The organism is Novispirillum itersonii subsp. itersonii ATCC 12639 (assembly GCF_000381985.1).
In the GTDB taxonomy this organism is placed as follows: domain Bacteria; phylum Pseudomonadota; class Alphaproteobacteria; order Rhodospirillales; family Rhodospirillaceae; genus Novispirillum; species Novispirillum itersonii.
Map to the genome: position 1 here is coordinate 14,488 of NZ_KB907344.1, position 17,345 is coordinate 31,832.

A 17,345-nucleotide genomic window follows, 5' to 3' on the forward strand; every position below is an offset into this window, starting at 1 on the left:
GCCGGTACGGCGGTGCCCCGCAGTGCCGCAAAACCGGGTTTTCCCTCTGGCGAGCAGGGGTCGAAGCATGTAAACATCGGGGTCCGTTAATAATCTGGATGGCGTTACCCCTACGATGACCACCACCCCGGACCCGTTGGTGATTGCGCTGCCGAAAGGCCGCATCCTGAAGGAATGTATGCCCCTGATCCGTGCCGCCGGTATCGAGCCGGAAGCGGCCTTTGACGATCCGGATTCCCGGCAGCTCACCTTCGCCACCAACCATCCGCATATCCGCATCATCCGGGTCCGGTCGTTTGACGTCGCCACCTTTGTCGCCTTCGGGGCGGCCCAGCTGGGTGTCTGCGGCAACGATGTGCTGATGGAGTTCGAATACCCCGAACTCTATGCCCCGCTGGATCTTGGCATCGGCCGCTGCCGCCTGTCGGTGGCGGAACTGGCGCAGGGGGCCGACAGGGGCTCGCTGACCCACGGCGACCCCAGCCAGTGGAGCCATGTGCGCATCGCCACCAAATACCCCGAGGTCACCCGGCAGCACTTTGCCGCCCGGGGCGTGCAGGCCGAATGCGTCAAGCTGAACGGCGCGATGGAGCTGGCCCCGACGCTGGGGCTGTGCAGCCGCATTGTTGATCTGGTCTCCACCGGATCGACCCTGAAGGCCAACGGTCTGGTGGAAGTGGAAACCATCGCCGAAGTGTCATCCCGCCTGATCGTCAACCGCGCCGCCCTGAAGGTACGACCGGCAGAGCTGAACGGCTGGATCGACACATTCCGTACCGTGATTGAGAAGGGAACCGGGAAATGACCGCCTCCCCCCTGCGTGGCCCCGTCACCCTGCGGGCCACCGACCCCGGCTTTGACGCCGCCTTTATCGACCTGCTGAACCAGAAGCGGGAAAATGACCCCGACGTCAACGCCACCGTCGCCGCCATTCTGGCCGACGTGCGCCGCCGGGGTGATGCCGCCGTCACCGAATACACCAACCGCTTCGACCGCCAGTCGCTGACCGCCGGTCAGATCCGCCTGACGGCGGAGGAGATCAACACGGCCGCGGACAGTGTCGAGCCCGCCCTGCTGGAAGCCCTGCGGCAGGCGGCGGAACGGATCCGTGCCTATCACCGCCGCCAGATGCCGGAAGACTTCCATTACACCGACGACGCCGGGGTCCGCCTCGGCTCGCGCTGGTCGGCGGTGGATGCCGCCGGTCTGTATGTTCCGGGCGGCACCGCGGCCTATCCGTCATCGGTGCTGATGAACGCGATTCCGGCCAAGGTCGCGGGCGTCAGCCGTCTGGTGATGGTGGTCCCGACCCCCGATGGCATCCTCAATCCGCTGGTGATGGCGGCGGCGCGGGAAGCCGGGGTCGATGAAATCTACCGCATCGGCGGCGCGCAGGCCGTCGGGGCGCTGGCCTATGGCACCGAGACCATCCGCCCGGTTGACAAGATCGTCGGCCCCGGCAATGCCTTCGTCGCCGCTGCCAAGCGGCAGGTGTTCGGCACCGTCGGCATCGACATGATCGCCGGTCCGTCAGAAATTCTGGTGATTGCCGATGCCGCCAACGACCCGGCATGGATCGCCATGGATCTGCTGAGTCAGGCCGAACACGACACCGCCGCCCAGTCGATTCTGATCACCGATGACGCCGCCTTTGCCGCCGCTGTCGCCGCTGCGGTGGAAGAACACCTGAAGACCCTGCCCCGGGCCGGGATCGCCCGCGAAAGCTGGCAGGCCCATGGTGCCCTGATCGTGGTGGAAGACCTGCTGCGCGATGCTCCGGCGCTGGCTGACCGCATCGCCGCCGAACACCTTGAGCTGGCCGTGGATGACCCGGAAGCGCTGGCCGCCCGCATCCGCCATGCCGGTGCCATCTTCCTTGGCCGTCACACCCCGGAAGCGGTCGGCGATTACGTCGGCGGCCCCAATCACGTGCTGCCGACCGCCCGGTCCGCCCGGTTCTCCTCCGGCCTCGGGGTGCTGGATTTCATGAAGCGGACCTCACTGCTCGGCTGTACGCCGGAGGCGCTGGCCCTGATCGGCCCCGCCGCCGTCACACTGGCCGGGGCGGAAGGCCTGCAGGCCCACGGCCTGTCGGTCGCGCTGCGGCTGAAGTAATCTTTCCGGCCCCGGTGGCGGCAACCCTGCCGCCGGGGCTTTCTTCCGGCGCGGCGCGTGCCGGACACCGACAAAAGCCCTGCGCCCGCCTAAAACAGCGCAGGCCCGCCGGAAGACCGGGGGACCGGGTCAGCAGACCCCGGGGGGAAGCAAACCACCGTTGCGGCGGCGTCACAGCGTGACCCGGCCGGGCGGCAGACAGTGCGGGGGGACAATGCACGCAGCCGAACACAGCATTTGCGCGGTCCATCTGGATGAACGGACTCTGGTCCGGCGGCGTCCCGAGGTGGAGCACGAGCGCGGCGTCGCCATTTATGACCTGCTGGAAGAAAACTATTTCCGGGTCCGGCAGGACGGGGTCAAAGGCCCCTATTCGCTGCATCTGTCGCTGGATGGCGACAAACTGATCGTGCAGGTCAACAACCGCGAAGACCAGCCGCTGACCACCACCTTCCTGTCCCTGAAGGGGTTCCGCTCCATCGTGCGGGAATACTTCATGGTCTGCGAAAGCTATTACACCGCCATCCGCTCGGCGACGCCGTCAAAGATTGAAGCGATCGACATGGGGCGGCGCGGCCTGCACAACGAAGGCGCGGCCATGCTGTCGGAACGCCTGAACGACCATGGCATCGAGGTGGATGAAGACACCGCCCGCCGCCTGTTTACCCTTGTCTGCGTCCTGCACCTGCGCGGGTAACCGGGGTGAGCAACGGCCTGCCGTCCGCCGTCCTGTTCGCCTGCACCATGAATTCCATCCGCTCCGTCATGGCGGCGGGAATCCTGAAATGGCTGCACGGGACCCGCATCTACGTTGACTCCGTCGGCGTCCGCAAGGGCGAGCCCGATGGCTTTGCCATCGAAGTGATGGACGAGATCGGCATCGACATTTCCCGCCACCGCCCCCGGACGTTCGAGGAACTGGACGACGACAACTTCGATCTGGTGATCTCACTGTCCCCGGAAGCGCAGCACAGGGCCGTGGAAATGACCCGCACCTTCGCCTGTGAGGTGGAGTTCTGGCGTACCTTCGACCCGTCGATTCTGGAAGGATCGCGGGAGATGCGGCTGGACGGGTACCGGCAGGTGCGCGACGAACTGATGAAGCGGCTGAAAGCCCGTTTCCCCGCCGTCAGCACCCCCCGCCTGTAACACGGCCCGTACCACAGCCCGTACCGCACCGGAGATCAGCGGCGTTTGACGTTGATCGAAGACCCGGTCTGATCGCGCTGGCATTGGGTGGATGTCCCGGCGGCCACCGCCTCCAGATCGCGGTCAGACAGTTCACCGTCGGCAAGGCCCCCGGAGACAGGCATCGGGGCCGGGTCGGTCTGCCGGGGAATGGGGGAAGAAACGCGGTGCGTCTTGCTCATCTGTGCTGGATCCTTCTGCAAAGAGAGCCTTACGCTACACCGCCACGCCGGATCCGGCACCGCCCCTGCCGCAAATCTCAACCCCCGGTGATCGGGCGGCATGGTGAGAGTGCCGTGTACCGGAGACCGTGTTCCGGTATATAGACGCTGTTACAGCACCGTTCACAGGAGTCGCTTCCGGTTTTGTCCGCAGTGCGGCAGACCCAAGCTTCAGGAAGGCCCGCGTTGCCCCATCTTCCGCCTCAGCCAGCCCAGTCCCGCTTCCGGGCCATCACCGGCGCATTCGGCCTGCTGTTTGCGATGCTGGCTGCTGCCGGGGCCGGGCTGACGCTGGACCTGATCCGCAGCCGGGATGCCGTCATCGCTGAACGGGCCGCTCTGGCCGACCAGCGCAGCCAGTTTCTGGCCCAGTGGTTTGGCACCACCATCGTCTCGGTCGATACGGTGCTGAAAGGCCTGAACGACATGCTCCCCCCGGAGGAACTGACCCGCCGGACCACCGGACCGCAGGAAACCGCCCGCCTGAACAGCTGGCTGCGGGCCAAGGCCGACAGCCTGCCCGGGGTCAGCACCCTGTCCCTCTACGGGCCGGACTGCGTGTTCCGCGCTATGTCCGACCCGACCATGGCAGCGTACCGCAACCACCTGCCGCCCTGTGCCGACCGTCGCCTGCCTCTGGAAGACCGCGTTTATCTGCACTATGTGCCAGCCGGACAGGCCCTGTCCGGCGAACCGCTGCTGCTGGTGGCACGGCATCATCCCGGCGCGGATGGTACCCTGACCGGGGGCAGTGTCGCCTCGATTCCGCTGTCCTATGCACAGGACTGGATCAGCACCATCCCGGTCGGCCCCAACGACGTCCTGACCCTGACCGACGACGATATGACGATTCTGGCCCGGGCCCCGTTTATCGCCGGGGCCATCGGCAGACAGTTGCCGCCCCGGACCGATAAGCTGCAACAGTTCGGGACAGGCCGCGCCAGCCAGACCGTGCTTGCCACCTCGCGCATCGACGGGCGGGAGCGGATCTTCGGGGTCAGCAAGATCGAAAATGTGCCCCTGCTGATCTTTGTCGGCTTTGACCTGAATGACGCCCTCGCCGACTGGCGCAAACGCTGTTGGCAGCTTGGTACCGCCTTTGCCCTGCTGCTGGCGCTGGCCGCCGTCGCCTTCCGGGCTCACCGGATCGCCCTGCGCCAGCGGGAAGCCCTGCGGCAGCTGGCAATCACAGACCCCCTGACCGGGGTGTTCAACCGCCGCTCTCTGCTGGCCACCGGTACGGCGCTGACCGACCGGCAGGCGCTGCCGTTTTCCCTGCTGCTGGTGGATATCGACCACTTCAAATCCATCAACGACCGCTGGGGCCACCCCACCGGCGACCGGGTTCAGGCCCTTGCCGCCGATATGGCCGCCGAAGCGGGCGATACCGGCAGCGTTGCCCGGATGGGCGGTGAGGAATTTGCCCTGCTGCTGCCCGCGACCGACATCACGCACGCGATGACGGTGGCGGACCGGCTGTGCCAGCGGGTCCGCCACCGCAATCCGGTCTTGTCAGAAGACGGCCAGCCGGTCCCCTTCACCATCAGTATCGGGGTAACCGCCGCCCGGCCCGGCGACAGTTTCGACAGCCTGAACAGCCGCGCCGATGCCGCCCTGTACACCGCCAAGGAAACTGGCCGGGACCGGGTGACCTGCGGATAATCCAGCCGTTTTCAGCCCCCGCCGTTCCGGCGGCGGTATTCATCAGGGCTGACCCCGGTCAGACGGCGGAACATGGCAATAAACGCCGACGGGCTGCCATACCCCAGTTCGCGGGCGATGGTTTCCACCTTGCGGCCACGTTCCAGCCGGGTCATGGCGCTGACCACCCGCAGGCGCTGCCGCCATTCCGACAGGGGCATGCCCAGATCGCGCAGACAGCGCCGGGTCAGGGTGCGTTCGGTGGTCCCGGCCTGCCGGGCCAGTGCCGCCACCGGGCGGTTGTCGCCGGGGTCCGCCTCCAGCGCGGCCAGAACCGGGGCCAGAAGACTGTCGGTTGACGTCGGCAGATAACTGCCCGCCGGGCGGGCCAGCGTCAGCTGGTCCACCAGCACCTCCAGCAGCCGGGTATCCTCCGGCCGGTCCGGCACCTGCGGCGGGGTCTGGCGCAGGTGTTCCAGCAGGGCCCGCACCAGCGGACTGACCTCCAGCGCGCACGGTACCGCAGGCAGGCGGGCACAGGCCGCGCCGCTGACATAGAGCGACGAATGACAGGCCTCATAGCGGTTCAGGCCCTGATGCTCCACATCCGGCGGCAGCCACAGCCCGTACTGTGACGGCACCAGATACTGACGGTCGCCGACCCGTACCTCCATCACCCCGCTGTAGGAATAAACGAATTCCCCCCACGGGTGGCGGTGGCTGGGGTAGGCCGCATCAGCGGGCATACAGGCGGTGCGGAAATACAGCGGATACGGCAGCGCGGTGGCGAACGGCGGCTGCGGAAAGTGACGGGGCAGAAAGCTCATGCCGGTCCCCTGCTGAACGGCCCGGCCTGCGGCTGGCCGGTTTGAGAACCGCTTTGTCTGATCTTAGCTATATATCTTCCAACAGACAATCCGCATGCTGACCGGACCGACCTCCCCCGATCCGGATACCTGTCTGATGGACTCCCGCAAGCCCCTTGACGGTCAGGCCTTTGGCCTGATGCTGATCGTCTGCGCCGCCCTTGGCCTGCAACAGGTGGCGCTGAAAGCCACCCTGCACGATATTTCCCCGGTGCTGCAGATCGCGCTGCGATCCGGGATTGCCGCCGCGCTGGTCGGGGCCCTGATGCTGTGGAAGCGCGAGCTGCCGCGCCGGGGCGACGGCACGCTGGCCCCCGGGCTGATTGCCGGAGCCCTGTTCGGGCTGGAGTTTCTGATTCTGGGCGAGGCGCTGCGCCACACCTCGTCCTCGCATGCGGTGGTCTTTCTCTACACCGCGCCGGTCTTCACCGCGCTGGCCCTGCACTTTCTGGTCCCGGCGGAACGTCTGGCCCCGGTGCAGTGGGCCGGGATCCTGCTGGCGTTCGGCGGGATTGCCACCGCCTTCCTCGGCCACCCCGGCGGCGGTGGCGATACCTCGCTGCTGGGGGATCTGCTGGCGGTTCTGGCCGGTGTGGCGTGGGGCGGCACCACGGTGGTGATCCGCATCACCCGCCTTGCGCAGGCTCCGGCACGGCAGACCCTGTTCTATCAGCTGGCGGTTGCCTTTGTGATCCTGCTGGTCAGCGCGGCAGCCCTGGATCAGCTGAGCTTCACCCCCAGCCCGCTGGCCCTTGCCAGTCTGGCCTTTCAGGCGCTGATGGTCTCGTTCACCGCTTTCATGATCTGGTTCTGGCTGCTGCGGAAGTATCTGGCCTCACGCCTTGGGGTGCTGTCCTTCATGACCCCGCTGTTCGGGGTCGGCCTTGGGGCGTGGCTGCTGAATGAGCCGGTGGATACCGGGTTCCTGCTGGGTGCCGGTCTGGTTATCGCCGGGATCACGCTGGTCAGCGGGCATCAATGGCTGCGGACCCTGCTGGCCCGGCGGCAGGCCGCCCGGACTCTCGCCCCCGATTCCGCCCCCGATTCCGTCCCGGATGCCATCCGCGAGAACGGAACCCCGTAAACCGCGTTACTCCGCCGCCTCAAGATCGGCGCGGATCAGGGTCTCGTACTCTTCCAGCAGCTCATAACAAAGCGTTACGGAGGAGTCTTCCGGGTCATAATAGGCATTGGCCTCGTCGCAGGCGGCCACCCGCAGGGTCAGTTCCCGTGGCAGAACAAAGCTGGTGCGGATGTCATCGGCCAGCCGCTCCACCATCCGCGACTGCTTCAGCATCGCCGACAGCGTGCGGTAGGCCGGGGCCGGGGGCTCATACACCACTTTGACCCGGCTCTTCCGCCCGCCGTCTTCCAGCAGATGCGGGTCCAGCAGGGTTGCCCAGCTGGTGCTGACCTGATCAAATTCCTGCGGGCAGCTGTCCCGGCGGTAATCCGGCAGCTCGGCATCGTCGGCAAACGCGCTGAAGCGGTCGGGATCACTGCCGTAGAGCATACAGACGACGGAATAGAACCGCTGCATGTCCAGCCCGTGTTCATCCCAGAAGGCCAGCTCTTCCTCGTCATCCCCGGCTGCCGCCGACATCAGCCAGCCCTGCGCCGCCGCCATCACCATCTCCAGCATTTCCGGATCATCTTCTTCCGGCACCATCAGCAGGGATGCCAGATTGTCGACCGCGTCTTCCTCGCGGCCCAGCACCGGCAGCTGCAGCTCGTGTATCAGGGCATGCCCGACCTCGTGATACAGGGTGAACAGCGTGTTGCCGAGGATGAAGGTCCTGACCTCCGGCTCCATCTCCGGCGCCTGCCGGGGTGTCTTCTGAGGGGCCGGTGTCTTGGCCCCCGCAGCCCAGACCGCGCCCCCCGGGAGCATCAGCCCGAGCAGAACCCCCACCGCCATTGCCTGCAAGCCCCGAAGCATTCCCTGCCCCCATCCCGTCAAAACACGACGAGTATAGAATAGTCACCACCGCTGTATCAAAGATCTGTTTTTATTCTGGAATAAATCTACACACCGACGCTTCCCCCCCACCACGGACAATAAGATCACCCCATATTCTACCTTTCAGACTAAACCAATAGAACTACACCCGCAGGAGTGATTAACCATACAGAGAAAATAGACTTCGCCACAGCACTGCGATACTGTCAGACCCGCCTGGCGACAGTACAGGACCGGGGGAACACACGCATGAGCGACGATCAGGACACCGTCACCGAGGTCACCGAAACCGGCTGGGGAGACCGGATCCTGTCGTCCCTGAAAGGGGCGGTGGCCGGTCTGCTGATGGTGCCGCTGGCGATGGCGCTGCTGTCGTGGAACGAAGACCGCGCCGCAGACCGTCAGACGGCGCTGGCCTCCGCCGCCCGCGAGGTGATCCCGGTTGCGGCAGACCGCATTGATTCCCGCACGGAAGGACGGCTGATCCACGTTTCAGGCCGGGCAAGCCCCGCCGGACGTCTGGAAGACCCTGATTTTCCCGTCACCGTCAGCGCCCTGCGGCTGATCCGCCGGACCGAGATGTATCAGTGGCGGGAAGTGACCACCACCGAAACCCGCGACAAACTGGGCGGCGGCAGCGAAACCATCACCAACACCCGGTATGAAAAAGACTGGTCGGAAGATCTGATCGATTCCGCCTCGTTCCGGAAACCCGACGGTCACGCCAACCCGGACTGGATGCCGTTTCCGTCCCATACCGAAACCGCAGACCGGGTTCTGCTGGGGGCCTTCCGGCTGACCCCGGCCCAGATTGACGCCCTGACCGACGAACAGCCGGTCACCGTGCGGGATCTGCCCGCCGATATCGACGGCATCCCGATCCACGTCAACGGCCATGAGGTCTTCATCGGGGCCAATCCCGCCCGCCCGGAAACCGGCGATCTGCGGATCCGCTTCACCCAGACCCCGGCGGCGGATGTCTCGGTCGTCGCCCGGCAGGCAGGCAGCAGCTTTGCCCCCTATGCCACCCCGACCGGCACGGTTGATCTGGTGCGGTATGGTCTGCTGCCCCCCGATGCGGTGATCCATGCCGCCCAGCGGGAGAACACCCTGCTGACCTGGGGGCTGCGGCTGGCCGGGGCCCTGCTGATCTTTATCGGCTTCCGGCTGCTGTTTTCCCCGCTGGAGGCACTGGCCTATGTCCTGCCGCCACTGGGCTGGCTGAGCGGCGCGATCCTCAGTCTTCTGGCCGGGGGGCTGACGCTGGTGCTGACCCTTGGCACCATCGGCACCGCCTGGATTACCCGCCATCCGCTGGCCGCCGTCGCCGTGGGCCTCAGCCTGCCGGCCGCCGTGCTGCTGTGGCGTCGCCTGCGGCGTCAGCCTGCCTGATCACCGGCATCCCCCGCCGTTTTCTCCCACACCGCCCCCACCCTGTCAGGATCTGCCATGCATCACCCTGCCGTCCGCCGCTCCCGCCTTGTTTCTTCCCTGCTTGTCTCTTCCCTGCTCGCCTGCGGGCTGGCCGCCCTGCTGTCCGCCGGGGCCGCAGCCGCCGAGCGGATCGAGCAACGGGCCACCCTTGGCGAAACGCTGGAAATCCGTCTGCGCTCCAACCCCAGCACCGGCTACGCCTGGACCCTCGATACCGCGTCCAGTCAGGGGGTGCCGGGTCTGCTGCGCCCGGCGGGCGAAAACTATTCCGCCCCGGCCGGAAATCCGCCGCCGCCCGGTGCCGGGGGGGCGCAGGTGTTCCGCTTCGAGCCGCAGGCGAAAGGACAGGCCCGCCTGCTGTTTACCTATCAGCGCCCGTGGGAGGCAAAATCCGCCGAACACGTCACCGAAGCCCTGATCACCATTGAATAAGACCGGCCCGGAGCCCTGCCATGCGCCTTCCTGCCCTGCTGCTGTGCCTTACCGCCGTCCTGACCCTGCTGCACGCCAGCCCGTCCGGCGCGGCCCCTGACCCGACAGCGGAACACCGCGCCCTGTACAGCGAGATCAACGGCGCCCTGAAAACCATGACCCAGAAGCGCTTTACCGTCGATCTGCCCGGCGCCCCGGTGGAGCCGGAAGGCACAGCCTGGATCAGCGGCGGCATGGCCCGGAAAATCCGCATCGTCTACCCCAGCGACCACGGCCAGATGGTGCAGGATTTTTACTACAGCCCCGGCGCTGAGCTGCCAAAGCTGATGTTCGTCTATGAAGTGATCACCACCCAGACCGTCAACGGCACCGATTCTTCCGGTCGCGAAAACCGTTACTACTTTCAGGATGGCCAGATGATCCGCTGGCTGGATGAAGACCGGCGGGCGGTGCCGACCGACATTCAGGATTTTACCGACCGCGAGCAGGAGGTGATGGAAGCCTCCTCGATGGCGCTGGAGGCTCTGGGGGCCACCGGGGGCAGCGGCAAAACCGGCACCAATACACAATCCGGCACCGCCGGGCCGGTGACGGAAACGACCGGGGTGTTCATGGGCATTGAAAGCGGCGATTACAGCTATCTGCTGCTGAAAAGCGGCAAGAAAGAAATCAGTTACATGATCCTTGAAACCGATGCGGCGCTGGACCGGCTGGTCGCCAGCCCTGACCGCTACACCGGCCGCACCATCACCGTGCTGTGGCAGACGGCGCAGGAAAACATCCCCGAAGCAGGAGGGATGCAGACCGTCACCAAGGCCGTCAGCGTACGGCTGACACCATAAACCCCTCCTCCGCCCTCTTCCGGTTGTCTTCAGGGCGCGGTATCGTCAGGGCATCGTCCACCTTCCGGCCCCGGGATACCAAAAGCATGCCGATCCGTCTCCGCCTGCTGGCTGCGGCAATGCCGCTGGCCCTGATGCTGCCATCACCGTCATTTGCCATGCCCAACGGCGGCACCTGCATTGAAGGTAACTGTGAAGACGGTATCGGCACCTTCCGCGAGACCGCCACCGGGGTCATCACCCGCGGCCTGTTCAGCAACGGGCGCTTTGCCCCCAGCTCAACCTATGAGGTGATCTTTCCGCATCACCCGGGACAGGTCTACCACTCCACCACCGACGCCCAGCGCAACTGGGCGCAGGCCGAAATATGGCGGACCGAAAGCCAGTTTTATGCCGGTTCAGTGAAGACGGCGATCAATCCCTTCACCCAGCATCAGGTCATCAGCTACAGCGTCGGGCGGTTTGAGGATGGCCCCGACACCGTTTACGAGGGGCAGTTTGAGTATGTCTCCCTGCCGCCGACGCAGGAGCAGATGCAGAGCTACAACGGTCAGGGGTTCTCCATCCAGTCAGGCATCTACATGTTCTCCGGCACCCGGAGCAGCAAAAGCCGGGGCACCAAAGACTACGGCATCTTCGCAACGGAAACGGTCTATCCGCAGAAGCCGATTCTGTTCAGCCCGGCGGATCCGGCGCGGATTGCCGACATCCGCGCCCGCTATACCGCCGCGCTGACGGCCAGTGCCGCCCAGTCCCAAGCACGGGCTGATGCCATGCAGGCCCAGCAGAGCGCGCAGGACACCGACCTGATCGGCACCCTGTTTCAGGCCGCCGCCGGGGGGCTTCTGGCCTCGTCGATGGGGCAGATGACCGGGGCGCTCGGCGGGGGGATGGGCGGCGTTAACGCCATGAACCTGTCGCAGGTGGTCGGGGTGATGACCGGGGCGACCTCGCCGGATCAGGCAATGGCGGCCATGGCCCAGCAGTATATGGCGCAGGGGCTGGGGGCCGCCGTGGGCGCCACCTCGCCGCAGGACTTTGCCGCACTGGCGGCGGGTATGGCCTCCGGCGGGGCCGTGCCGACAACGCAGGGGGCGGTGACAGCGGCGATGCTGGCGCAGGCGCAGACGCTGGCCCAGCAGAAGACCGTCACCACAACCCCGGCAGCCCAGACCATCCATATTCCCCCGAATGGCGGGGCCCCCTCGGCCACCCCCAACACCGGCGCGACCCCGGTTGCCTCCGGCAGCGGCAGCCGGGTGCCTAAGCTGGAACAGATGACCCTGCCCTGCACCAACGAAAACGGGTCATTCACCGGCAGCTCTAAAGTGCCGAAAGCGGCAGCCGACTGCCGGGCGGAGGTGATCGCCCACCGCAAGGTGCAATGCCGCAGCGACTGGATGACCGACCCCAGCTATGCCGCCATGAAAGCCTGCTTCCAGCAGAAAGGGATTGCCGATCTGTCGCAGTGGCGGTGATCTGACTGCGCATCCCTCACCGGACGCCCCGCCCCACAGCGGGGCGTTGCCTTTATGGGCAAGAAAAAAGCCCCGGCAGATGCCGGGGCCCAAGTTTAGGGAGGAAACGTCCAAAAAGGCAGGCAACGGACCCGAAGGTCGGTGTGTTGCTGCAATGCAAAATTACGATGATCAGCCCCCTCGATGCAAGCACATTTTTTAATCATGCATCATTTTTGTTCACTTTATCCCTCTCGCCCGCTGGCACAGGGTTTGCTAATAATCTGCTGACTCCTTCTTTCCGCGCCACCTGAGGGATCCTGATGTCGCCCCGCCCCGCCCCGCCCCGCGTCACTGCCCCGGTCCTGCTGCGTCACGCCGCCGGATGTGGTGCTGTGCTGCTCGGGCTGTGTGGCCTGCCGGGCGGCATCCCTGTGGCTCAGGCCCAGCAGCCGGGGACGGTCATCCGTCAGCCTGCCGCGATTTCCCCCACCGTGTCACAGCCCCGGTTCTTTGATCTGCCCGCCCGCGCCGCCGCGCCTGCCGCTGCCGCCCCCGCACAGGCGGCCAGACCACAGAAGGCGCTGTCTGCCGCCGCCAATGCCCCCGCGACGCCCGAGGGCGGTCTTGGCCCCGACGGAATCCTCTGCCGCCGCGAGACGGAACGGCAGGAACGGCAGGCCGGATTACCCCGCAACCTGCTGACCGCCCTGTCACACGTCGAATCCGGGCGCTGGGATGACGCGCGAGAGGCAAAAGTTGCCTGGCCGTGGACGGTGATGGCCGAAGGGCGCGGCAGATATTTCCGCACCAAAGCAGAGGCCATTGCAGAAGTGCGCGGGCTGCAGGCCAAAGGCGTCAAAAACATCGATGTCGGCTGTATGCAGATCAACCTGATGTATCACGGCGACGCTTTCGAGTCGCTGGAAGACGCCTTCGACCCGGCCAGCAACGTCGGCTATGCGGTCGAGTTCCTGACCAATCTGTATGAGGAAACCGGGGCCTGGACCCGGGCTGCCACCCGCTACCACTCCGCGACCGAAGTGCATGCGGTGCGCTACAGCGGGGTGCTGGCGAAGGAATGGACCCGCCTGAACCGGGATACCGACACCACCCTGACCACGGCGGAACTGGCCAGCGGCAACCGCCCGCTGCCCGTTGCCCAGCCCCTGAGCGGTCAGCCGCTGATGCCGCGCACGATGATGCCCGCCTCCCGTCAGCCCATTCTGTCGGTCAAACCGCTGTTCACCCCGGCCCAGCTTGCCTCGCTGGAGCAGCAGCGCCAGAAAATGGAAGCCACCCGCGCCCAGCAGGAGCAGCAGCGGCAGTCGGCAAAAACCTATGCTGAAAACTGGCGGGCCCAGAAAATGCAGGAATATCTGCAAAACCGCCGTGGCCCGCTGGTGCAGACCGCCGCCGACTGACCCCAGCTATGTCCGCCGCACCACAGTCTCCCAAGCCCCCTCTCCGGCACCCCGTCCGCCATCATCTTGCCGCCCTTGCCCTGACCGCCCTGCTGGTCGGCGTGCTGGCCGGGGATGCGGCCCCATCCCCCGTTCTGACCGGTCTGGCCGCCACCGGGCTGTTTGTCTACGCCGTGACCAGCCTGCCGGACATGAGCCTGAAAGCGCAGAGCTTTGTCCTGCTCAGCGTTGCGCTGGCCGGGGTCACCGCCCTGCTGATTCCCGATGCGGCGGAGACCGTGCTGCGCCGGGCAACCGCCGGGGCCGCCTTTGTCGCCGCCCTCTACGCCTCGCTCGGCTTTCTGCGTGATGCGGCGGAAACCAGCCCGCTGGTGCGCCGCTGCGGCCAGTGGCTGGCGGCCCAGCCGCCGGGGCGGCGCTATGTGGCGCTGGCGTCGGGCTCCCACCTGTTCGGGATCATCCTCAATTTCGGCGTTATCCCGCTGCTGGGGGCCATTGTCCGCTCCGGGGTCGGCGACGATGACAGCCCCCGGGGGCAACTGCGGCTGCGGCGGATGATGAGCGCGGTGCACCGGGGCTTCAGCCTGATTCTGCCGTGGTCGCCCCTGACGGTCTCGCTGGCGGTGGTGCTGACCGCCCTGCCATCGGTGACGTGGGAACATCTGGCCCCGTGGGCGCTGGGGACTGCCGCCGGGTTCATGGTCATCGGCTGGCTGGCCGACATGGCCCTGCGACCGCCGCCGGGGCAGCGTCAGCAGCACTGGCCGGGCTCCGGCGAGCCCTGGACCGTCCTGCTGCCGGTCGTCGGTCTCGTGATCCTGATTTTCAGTGTCGGCGGGCTGTGGTCTGCGGTCTCGGGGTCCCGGCTGGTGGTGGCGGTGATGACCGCTACCCCGCTGATCGGCTGCGGCTGGATCCTGACACAGGCCCTGTCCCCCTTGCATCCCCTGCCGCAGGCCCTGCGCCAGACCTCGGTGCGGATGCGTCAGCACGGCATCCGGTTTTTCCCCGGATACCGGAACGAGATCGCCCTTCTCTCCTCCGCCGCCTTTATCGGGGCCTGTATCTCCGCCCTGATCCCGGCAGAGGTGGTGGCGGCAACCCTGCGGGGCCTGCCGGTGCCCCCGTCCGTGCTGATCGTGGTGTCGGCCTGGCTGGTGGTGGCCTGCGGTCAGATCGGCATGAATCCGGTACTGTCCGTCACCCTGCTGACCGGCATCCTGCCACCGCCGGAGGTGATGGGCGTTCACCCGGTAGCGCTGGCCGTGGCCCTGACCGGGGCCTGGTCGCTGACCGCCGCCTCCTCGCCGTTTTCCGCCGCCCCGATGGTGACCGCCACCCTGTCAGGCACCACCGCCGGCGTCGTCGGGCGGCGCTGGAACGGCCCCTATACACTGGCGGCACTGGTCTTCCTGTCCGTCTGGGTTCTGCTGACCGACCGGCTGGCCGGATAAAACGCCCGGCGCAAGGCGGACATCATCCCTTTTTCCTACCGGAAAGGACTGGAACGGCGGGGCTTTTCCGGTCATTATGACGCCACAAGGGGATAAATCCGGAGTATGTGACAGATGGGTGATTTGACTCCCGCCAACCAAGGGCATGTTGTCGCGGTTAACGCCCGCGCGGTGGGTGCTCAGGATGAACAGGTTTTCGTCACTGTCTATGTCGAGCGGCAGCTGTTCGGCATTCCGGTGGAACGGGTGCAGGACATCCTGATCCCCGAAAAGATTGCCCGCATCCCGCTGGCCCCGCCGGAAGTGGCCGGGTCGATCAACCTGCGCGGCCGCATCGTGACCGTTATCGACGTCCGCACCCGTCTCGGCCTGCCGAAACAGGCAGAGACCGAAGGCAACGTGATGTGCGTCACCGTCGAGCAGGGGCAGGAACTGTACTCCCTGCGCGTTGACAGCGTCGGCAACGTGCTGACCCTGCCGATGCGCACGATTGAACAGAACCCCTCGACGCTGGATCCGCGCTGGCGCGGTATTTCCGCCGGGGTGGTGCGTCTGGAAGGCGAACTGCTGATCGTCCTCGACGTCGATGCGTTCCTTGATTTCAGCTCCGGCCAGCAGGCCGCCCGCGGCTGATCTCAACCGGCACCTGACAGCAACAGCAACGGCAGCCCATCGCGGCTGCCGTTGCTGTTTCCGCACTCAGCTCAAGCCTTGCGGCAGCACAGAGCGGCAGCCTACAGATAGTTCATGCAGTTGCGCCCGGCACTCTTGGCGGCATACAGGGCCTGATCGGCCCGGGCCAGAGCCGCATCCAGATCCGGCATCCCCTGCGGAACGGCGCTCAGCAGACTGACACCGGCACTGAAGGTATAGTGGTGCCCATCGGCAAAAGGCACCTCGGCCACAGCCTTCCTCATCCGCTCGGCCAGAGCTTTTGCATCTGTCTCCGACAGATCCGGGCAGATCGCCAGAAACTCCTCACCGCCCCAGCGCCCGACCGTCACCCCGTCCCCGGCGGCCTGCTTCAGGCGGGCGGACAGCTCCGTCAGCACCCGGTCCCCGGCCTGATGGCCCCGGCTGTCATTGACCTGCTTGAAGTGGTCCACATCAATCAAAATCAGCGCCACCACTCCACCCTGCCGGGTCAGACGGGCCATCACCACCGCCAGATAGGCGTTCAGGCTGCTGCGGTTTTCCAGCCCGGTCAGGCCATCGGTGTGCGACAGCACATGCAGACGGCGGTTCAGGCTCTTCAGCTTCAGCACCCAGAACAGACTGGCTGCCAAAATCCCACCCAGTACCCCGGCCCCGTTCCACACCAGATCCGGGTCAATCCCGGTGGTCACCTCAATCGCCACATGGCGGTTGGCCACTGCCACCCGCTCTTCCGGCGTCACCGAAGCAATGCCGCTGTTCAGGCGGGGCACCAGCTCTTCCGCAACCTCATTCCGGACCCCGATGCGCAGCAGGTTTTCATACCCCGGCACCTGACCCGCGACTTTCAGGTTGAACCACCCCTTTTTACGGATGGTATCAACCGCCACTGTCATCGACCGGATGGCCATGTCAGCCTTGCCGGTTGACACCAGCCCGAAGGCTTCGGCCTCTGTCTCGGTGATCACAATCACCAGCTTCGGATACTCGCGCCGCAGGCGCTCTTCAATCGACGTGCCTTTCGGCAGGGCCACCCGCTGCCCGTCCAGTGCCGCCAGATCGGTCACCGCAGCATGATCCTGATGGGTGATGACCACGTTGGGATCGATATACAGCGGATCGGTAAAGGTCAGCCACTGACGGCGCTGCGCCGTGGTGTTGAGGAAACTCAGCATCATGCAGTGCCCTTCGCGGGCCGCCTGCAGGCTCTCGTTCCAGTCCGCTGTCGGCGTCAGGCGCAGGGTCAGTCCGGCCCGTTCCGCCACCAGACGCAGCAGATCCGCCGCAATCCCTTCATGGCGACCCTGCCCGCTGATCCACTCATAGGGGGCCCAGTCCGGATCGACGCAATAGGGGATGCCATCGGGTGACGCCCCTGCGGCATGGGCGGGGGCCGGCAGACCGGCCAGCAGCACTGCCAGCACCAGCAGTCTGGCCCACCATCCGCCCAACTGGCCACCCGATTGGCCACCCAACTGGCCACCCGGATGCCCCCCTGTAACGCTCAAGCGCAATTCAACCGGCCTCACAACCCTGACAGTCCCCGCCCAGACGATAGGGGATTAGCCGGAACATATGAAGGGGAACATTCCCATACTTTTCATCCGGTAATTGCGACCACCACCGGCAGACCGTTCCGTTGTGCTTGAACCACCCC

At 66.0% G+C, this 17,345-nt stretch carries 17 protein-coding genes; 13 read left to right on the top strand and 4 right to left on the bottom strand.

Going from position 1 to position 17,345, the window contains the following annotated elements; all coding sequences use genetic code 11:
• Positions 1 to 115 precede the first annotated feature (115 nt).
• The 4 genes from hisG (at position 116) to G365_RS0112450 (ending at position 3,264) form a co-directional block, all read left to right on the top strand.
• Positions 116 to 805 carry an ATP phosphoribosyltransferase gene (gene hisG, locus G365_RS0112435; RefSeq protein WP_019645853.1) on the top strand — a complete coding sequence of 230 codons (690 nt, stop codon included), beginning with the start codon at positions 116 to 118 and terminating at the stop codon, positions 803 to 805.
• Entirely contained in the window at positions 802 to 2,115 is a 1,314-nt protein-coding gene (gene hisD, locus G365_RS0112440) for a histidinol dehydrogenase (protein ID WP_019645854.1), read from the top strand. Before hisG ends, hisD begins: the two co-directional genes overlap by 4 nt.
• 214 nt (positions 2,116 to 2,329) lie before the next feature.
• Positions 2,330 to 2,812 carry a UPF0262 family protein gene (locus tag G365_RS0112445; protein ID WP_019645855.1) on the top strand — a complete coding sequence of 161 codons (483 nt, stop codon included), beginning with the start codon at positions 2,330 to 2,332 and terminating at the stop codon, positions 2,810 to 2,812.
• Between the two features lie 5 nt (positions 2,813 to 2,817).
• Entirely contained in the window at positions 2,818 to 3,264 is a 447-nt protein-coding gene (locus tag G365_RS0112450; RefSeq protein ID WP_019645856.1) for an arsenate reductase ArsC, read from the top strand.
• 35 nt (positions 3,265 to 3,299) lie between these two features.
• Here the strand turns inward: G365_RS0112450 and G365_RS0112455 are convergent, their stop codons facing one another.
• Entirely contained in the window at positions 3,300 to 3,485 is a 186-nt protein-coding gene (locus G365_RS0112455) for a hypothetical protein (protein ID WP_019645857.1), read from the bottom strand.
• Positions 3,486 to 3,710: 225 nt separating this feature from the next.
• Here G365_RS0112455 and G365_RS0112460 point away from each other — a divergent pair, with 225 nt between their 5' ends.
• Positions 3,711 to 5,186 (top strand): diguanylate cyclase, encoded by a 1,476-nt coding sequence (locus tag G365_RS0112460; protein WP_019645858.1) that lies wholly within the window; start codon positions 3,711 to 3,713, stop codon positions 5,184 to 5,186.
• 11 nt (positions 5,187 to 5,197) lie between these two features.
• On the opposite strand, the gene G365_RS0112465 is transcribed toward G365_RS0112460, so the two are convergent.
• A complete protein-coding gene (locus G365_RS0112465; protein WP_019645859.1) occupies positions 5,198 to 5,992 on the bottom strand; it encodes an AraC family transcriptional regulator in 795 nt (264 codons plus the stop codon).
• Between the two features lie 94 nt (positions 5,993 to 6,086).
• On the opposite strand from G365_RS0112465, the gene G365_RS21360 reads away from it, so the two are divergent.
• Positions 6,087 to 7,115 carry a DMT family transporter gene (locus tag G365_RS21360; protein ID WP_019645860.1) on the top strand — a complete coding sequence of 343 codons (1,029 nt, stop codon included), beginning with the start codon at positions 6,087 to 6,089 and terminating at the stop codon, positions 7,113 to 7,115.
• Positions 7,116 to 7,121: 6 nt separating this feature from the next.
• Here the strand turns inward: G365_RS21360 and G365_RS21365 are convergent, their stop codons facing one another.
• Positions 7,122 to 7,970, bottom strand: coding sequence for a DUF4344 domain-containing metallopeptidase (locus G365_RS21365; protein WP_081628539.1), 849 nt, complete (start codon positions 7,968 to 7,970; stop codon positions 7,122 to 7,124).
• 270 nt (positions 7,971 to 8,240) lie between these two features.
• On the opposite strand from G365_RS21365, the gene G365_RS0112480 reads away from it, so the two are divergent.
• From G365_RS0112480 to G365_RS0112510, 7 genes are all read left to right on the top strand, one after another.
• On the top strand, positions 8,241 to 9,383 hold the full coding sequence (locus tag G365_RS0112480; RefSeq protein WP_019645862.1) for a TMEM43 family protein: 1,143 nt from the start codon (positions 8,241 to 8,243) through the stop codon (positions 9,381 to 9,383).
• 57 nt (positions 9,384 to 9,440) lie between these two features.
• Positions 9,441 to 9,857 (top strand): protease inhibitor I42 family protein, encoded by a 417-nt coding sequence (locus tag G365_RS23005; protein ID WP_019645863.1) that lies wholly within the window; start codon positions 9,441 to 9,443, stop codon positions 9,855 to 9,857.
• Positions 9,858 to 9,877: 20 nt separating this feature from the next.
• Positions 9,878 to 10,699 (top strand): hypothetical protein, encoded by an 822-nt coding sequence (locus G365_RS0112490; protein ID WP_019645864.1) that lies wholly within the window; start codon positions 9,878 to 9,880, stop codon positions 10,697 to 10,699.
• Between the two features lie 86 nt (positions 10,700 to 10,785).
• Entirely contained in the window at positions 10,786 to 12,177 is a 1,392-nt protein-coding gene (locus G365_RS0112495; RefSeq protein ID WP_026345330.1) for a hypothetical protein, read from the top strand.
• Positions 12,178 to 12,479: 302 nt separating this feature from the next.
• Positions 12,480 to 13,580: a transglycosylase SLT domain-containing protein gene (locus tag G365_RS21375; RefSeq protein WP_019645865.1), complete on the top strand. Its 1,101-nt coding sequence runs from the start codon at positions 12,480 to 12,482 to the stop codon at positions 13,578 to 13,580.
• A gap of 8 nt (positions 13,581 to 13,588) precedes the next feature.
• On the top strand, positions 13,589 to 15,034 hold the full coding sequence (locus G365_RS21380) for a hypothetical protein (protein ID WP_019645866.1): 1,446 nt from the start codon (positions 13,589 to 13,591) through the stop codon (positions 15,032 to 15,034).
• A gap of 114 nt (positions 15,035 to 15,148) precedes the next feature.
• Positions 15,149 to 15,667 (top strand): chemotaxis protein CheW, encoded by a 519-nt coding sequence (locus tag G365_RS0112510; RefSeq protein ID WP_019645867.1) that lies wholly within the window; start codon positions 15,149 to 15,151, stop codon positions 15,665 to 15,667.
• 101 nt (positions 15,668 to 15,768) lie between these two features.
• On the opposite strand, the gene G365_RS0112515 is transcribed toward G365_RS0112510, so the two are convergent.
• Positions 15,769 to 17,163 carry a diguanylate cyclase domain-containing protein gene (locus G365_RS0112515; RefSeq protein ID WP_169545140.1) on the bottom strand — a complete coding sequence of 465 codons (1,395 nt, stop codon included), beginning with the start codon at positions 17,161 to 17,163 and terminating at the stop codon, positions 15,769 to 15,771.
• Positions 17,164 to 17,345: the final 182 nt, after the last annotated feature.

Coding starts and splice junctions, on each gene's coding strand:
- G365_RS0112490 (WP_019645864.1), top strand. CDS start 9,878: ATGCGCCTTCCTGCCCTGCTGCTGTGCCTTACCGCCGTCCTGACCCTG.
- hisD (WP_019645854.1), top strand. CDS start 802: ATGACCGCCTCCCCCCTGCGTGGCCCCGTCACCCTGCGGGCCACCGAC.
- G365_RS23005 (WP_019645863.1), top strand. CDS start 9,441: ATGCATCACCCTGCCGTCCGCCGCTCCCGCCTTGTTTCTTCCCTGCTT.
- G365_RS21380 (WP_019645866.1), top strand. CDS start 13,589: ATGTCCGCCGCACCACAGTCTCCCAAGCCCCCTCTCCGGCACCCCGTC.
- G365_RS0112480 (WP_019645862.1), top strand. CDS start 8,241: ATGAGCGACGATCAGGACACCGTCACCGAGGTCACCGAAACCGGCTGG.
- G365_RS0112495 (WP_026345330.1), top strand. CDS start 10,786: ATGCCGATCCGTCTCCGCCTGCTGGCTGCGGCAATGCCGCTGGCCCTG.
- G365_RS21360 (WP_019645860.1), top strand. CDS start 6,087: ATGCTGACCGGACCGACCTCCCCCGATCCGGATACCTGTCTGATGGAC.
- hisG (WP_019645853.1), top strand. CDS start 116: ATGACCACCACCCCGGACCCGTTGGTGATTGCGCTGCCGAAAGGCCGC.
- G365_RS21375 (WP_019645865.1), top strand. CDS start 12,480: ATGTCGCCCCGCCCCGCCCCGCCCCGCGTCACTGCCCCGGTCCTGCTG.
- G365_RS0112465 (WP_019645859.1), bottom strand. CDS start 5,992: ATGAGCTTTCTGCCCCGTCACTTTCCGCAGCCGCCGTTCGCCACCGCG.
- G365_RS0112455 (WP_019645857.1), bottom strand. CDS start 3,485: ATGAGCAAGACGCACCGCGTTTCTTCCCCCATTCCCCGGCAGACCGAC.
- G365_RS0112510 (WP_019645867.1), top strand. CDS start 15,149: ATGGGTGATTTGACTCCCGCCAACCAAGGGCATGTTGTCGCGGTTAAC.
- G365_RS21365 (WP_081628539.1), bottom strand. CDS start 7,970: ATGCTTCGGGGCTTGCAGGCAATGGCGGTGGGGGTTCTGCTCGGGCTG.
- G365_RS0112445 (WP_019645855.1), top strand. CDS start 2,330: ATGCACGCAGCCGAACACAGCATTTGCGCGGTCCATCTGGATGAACGG.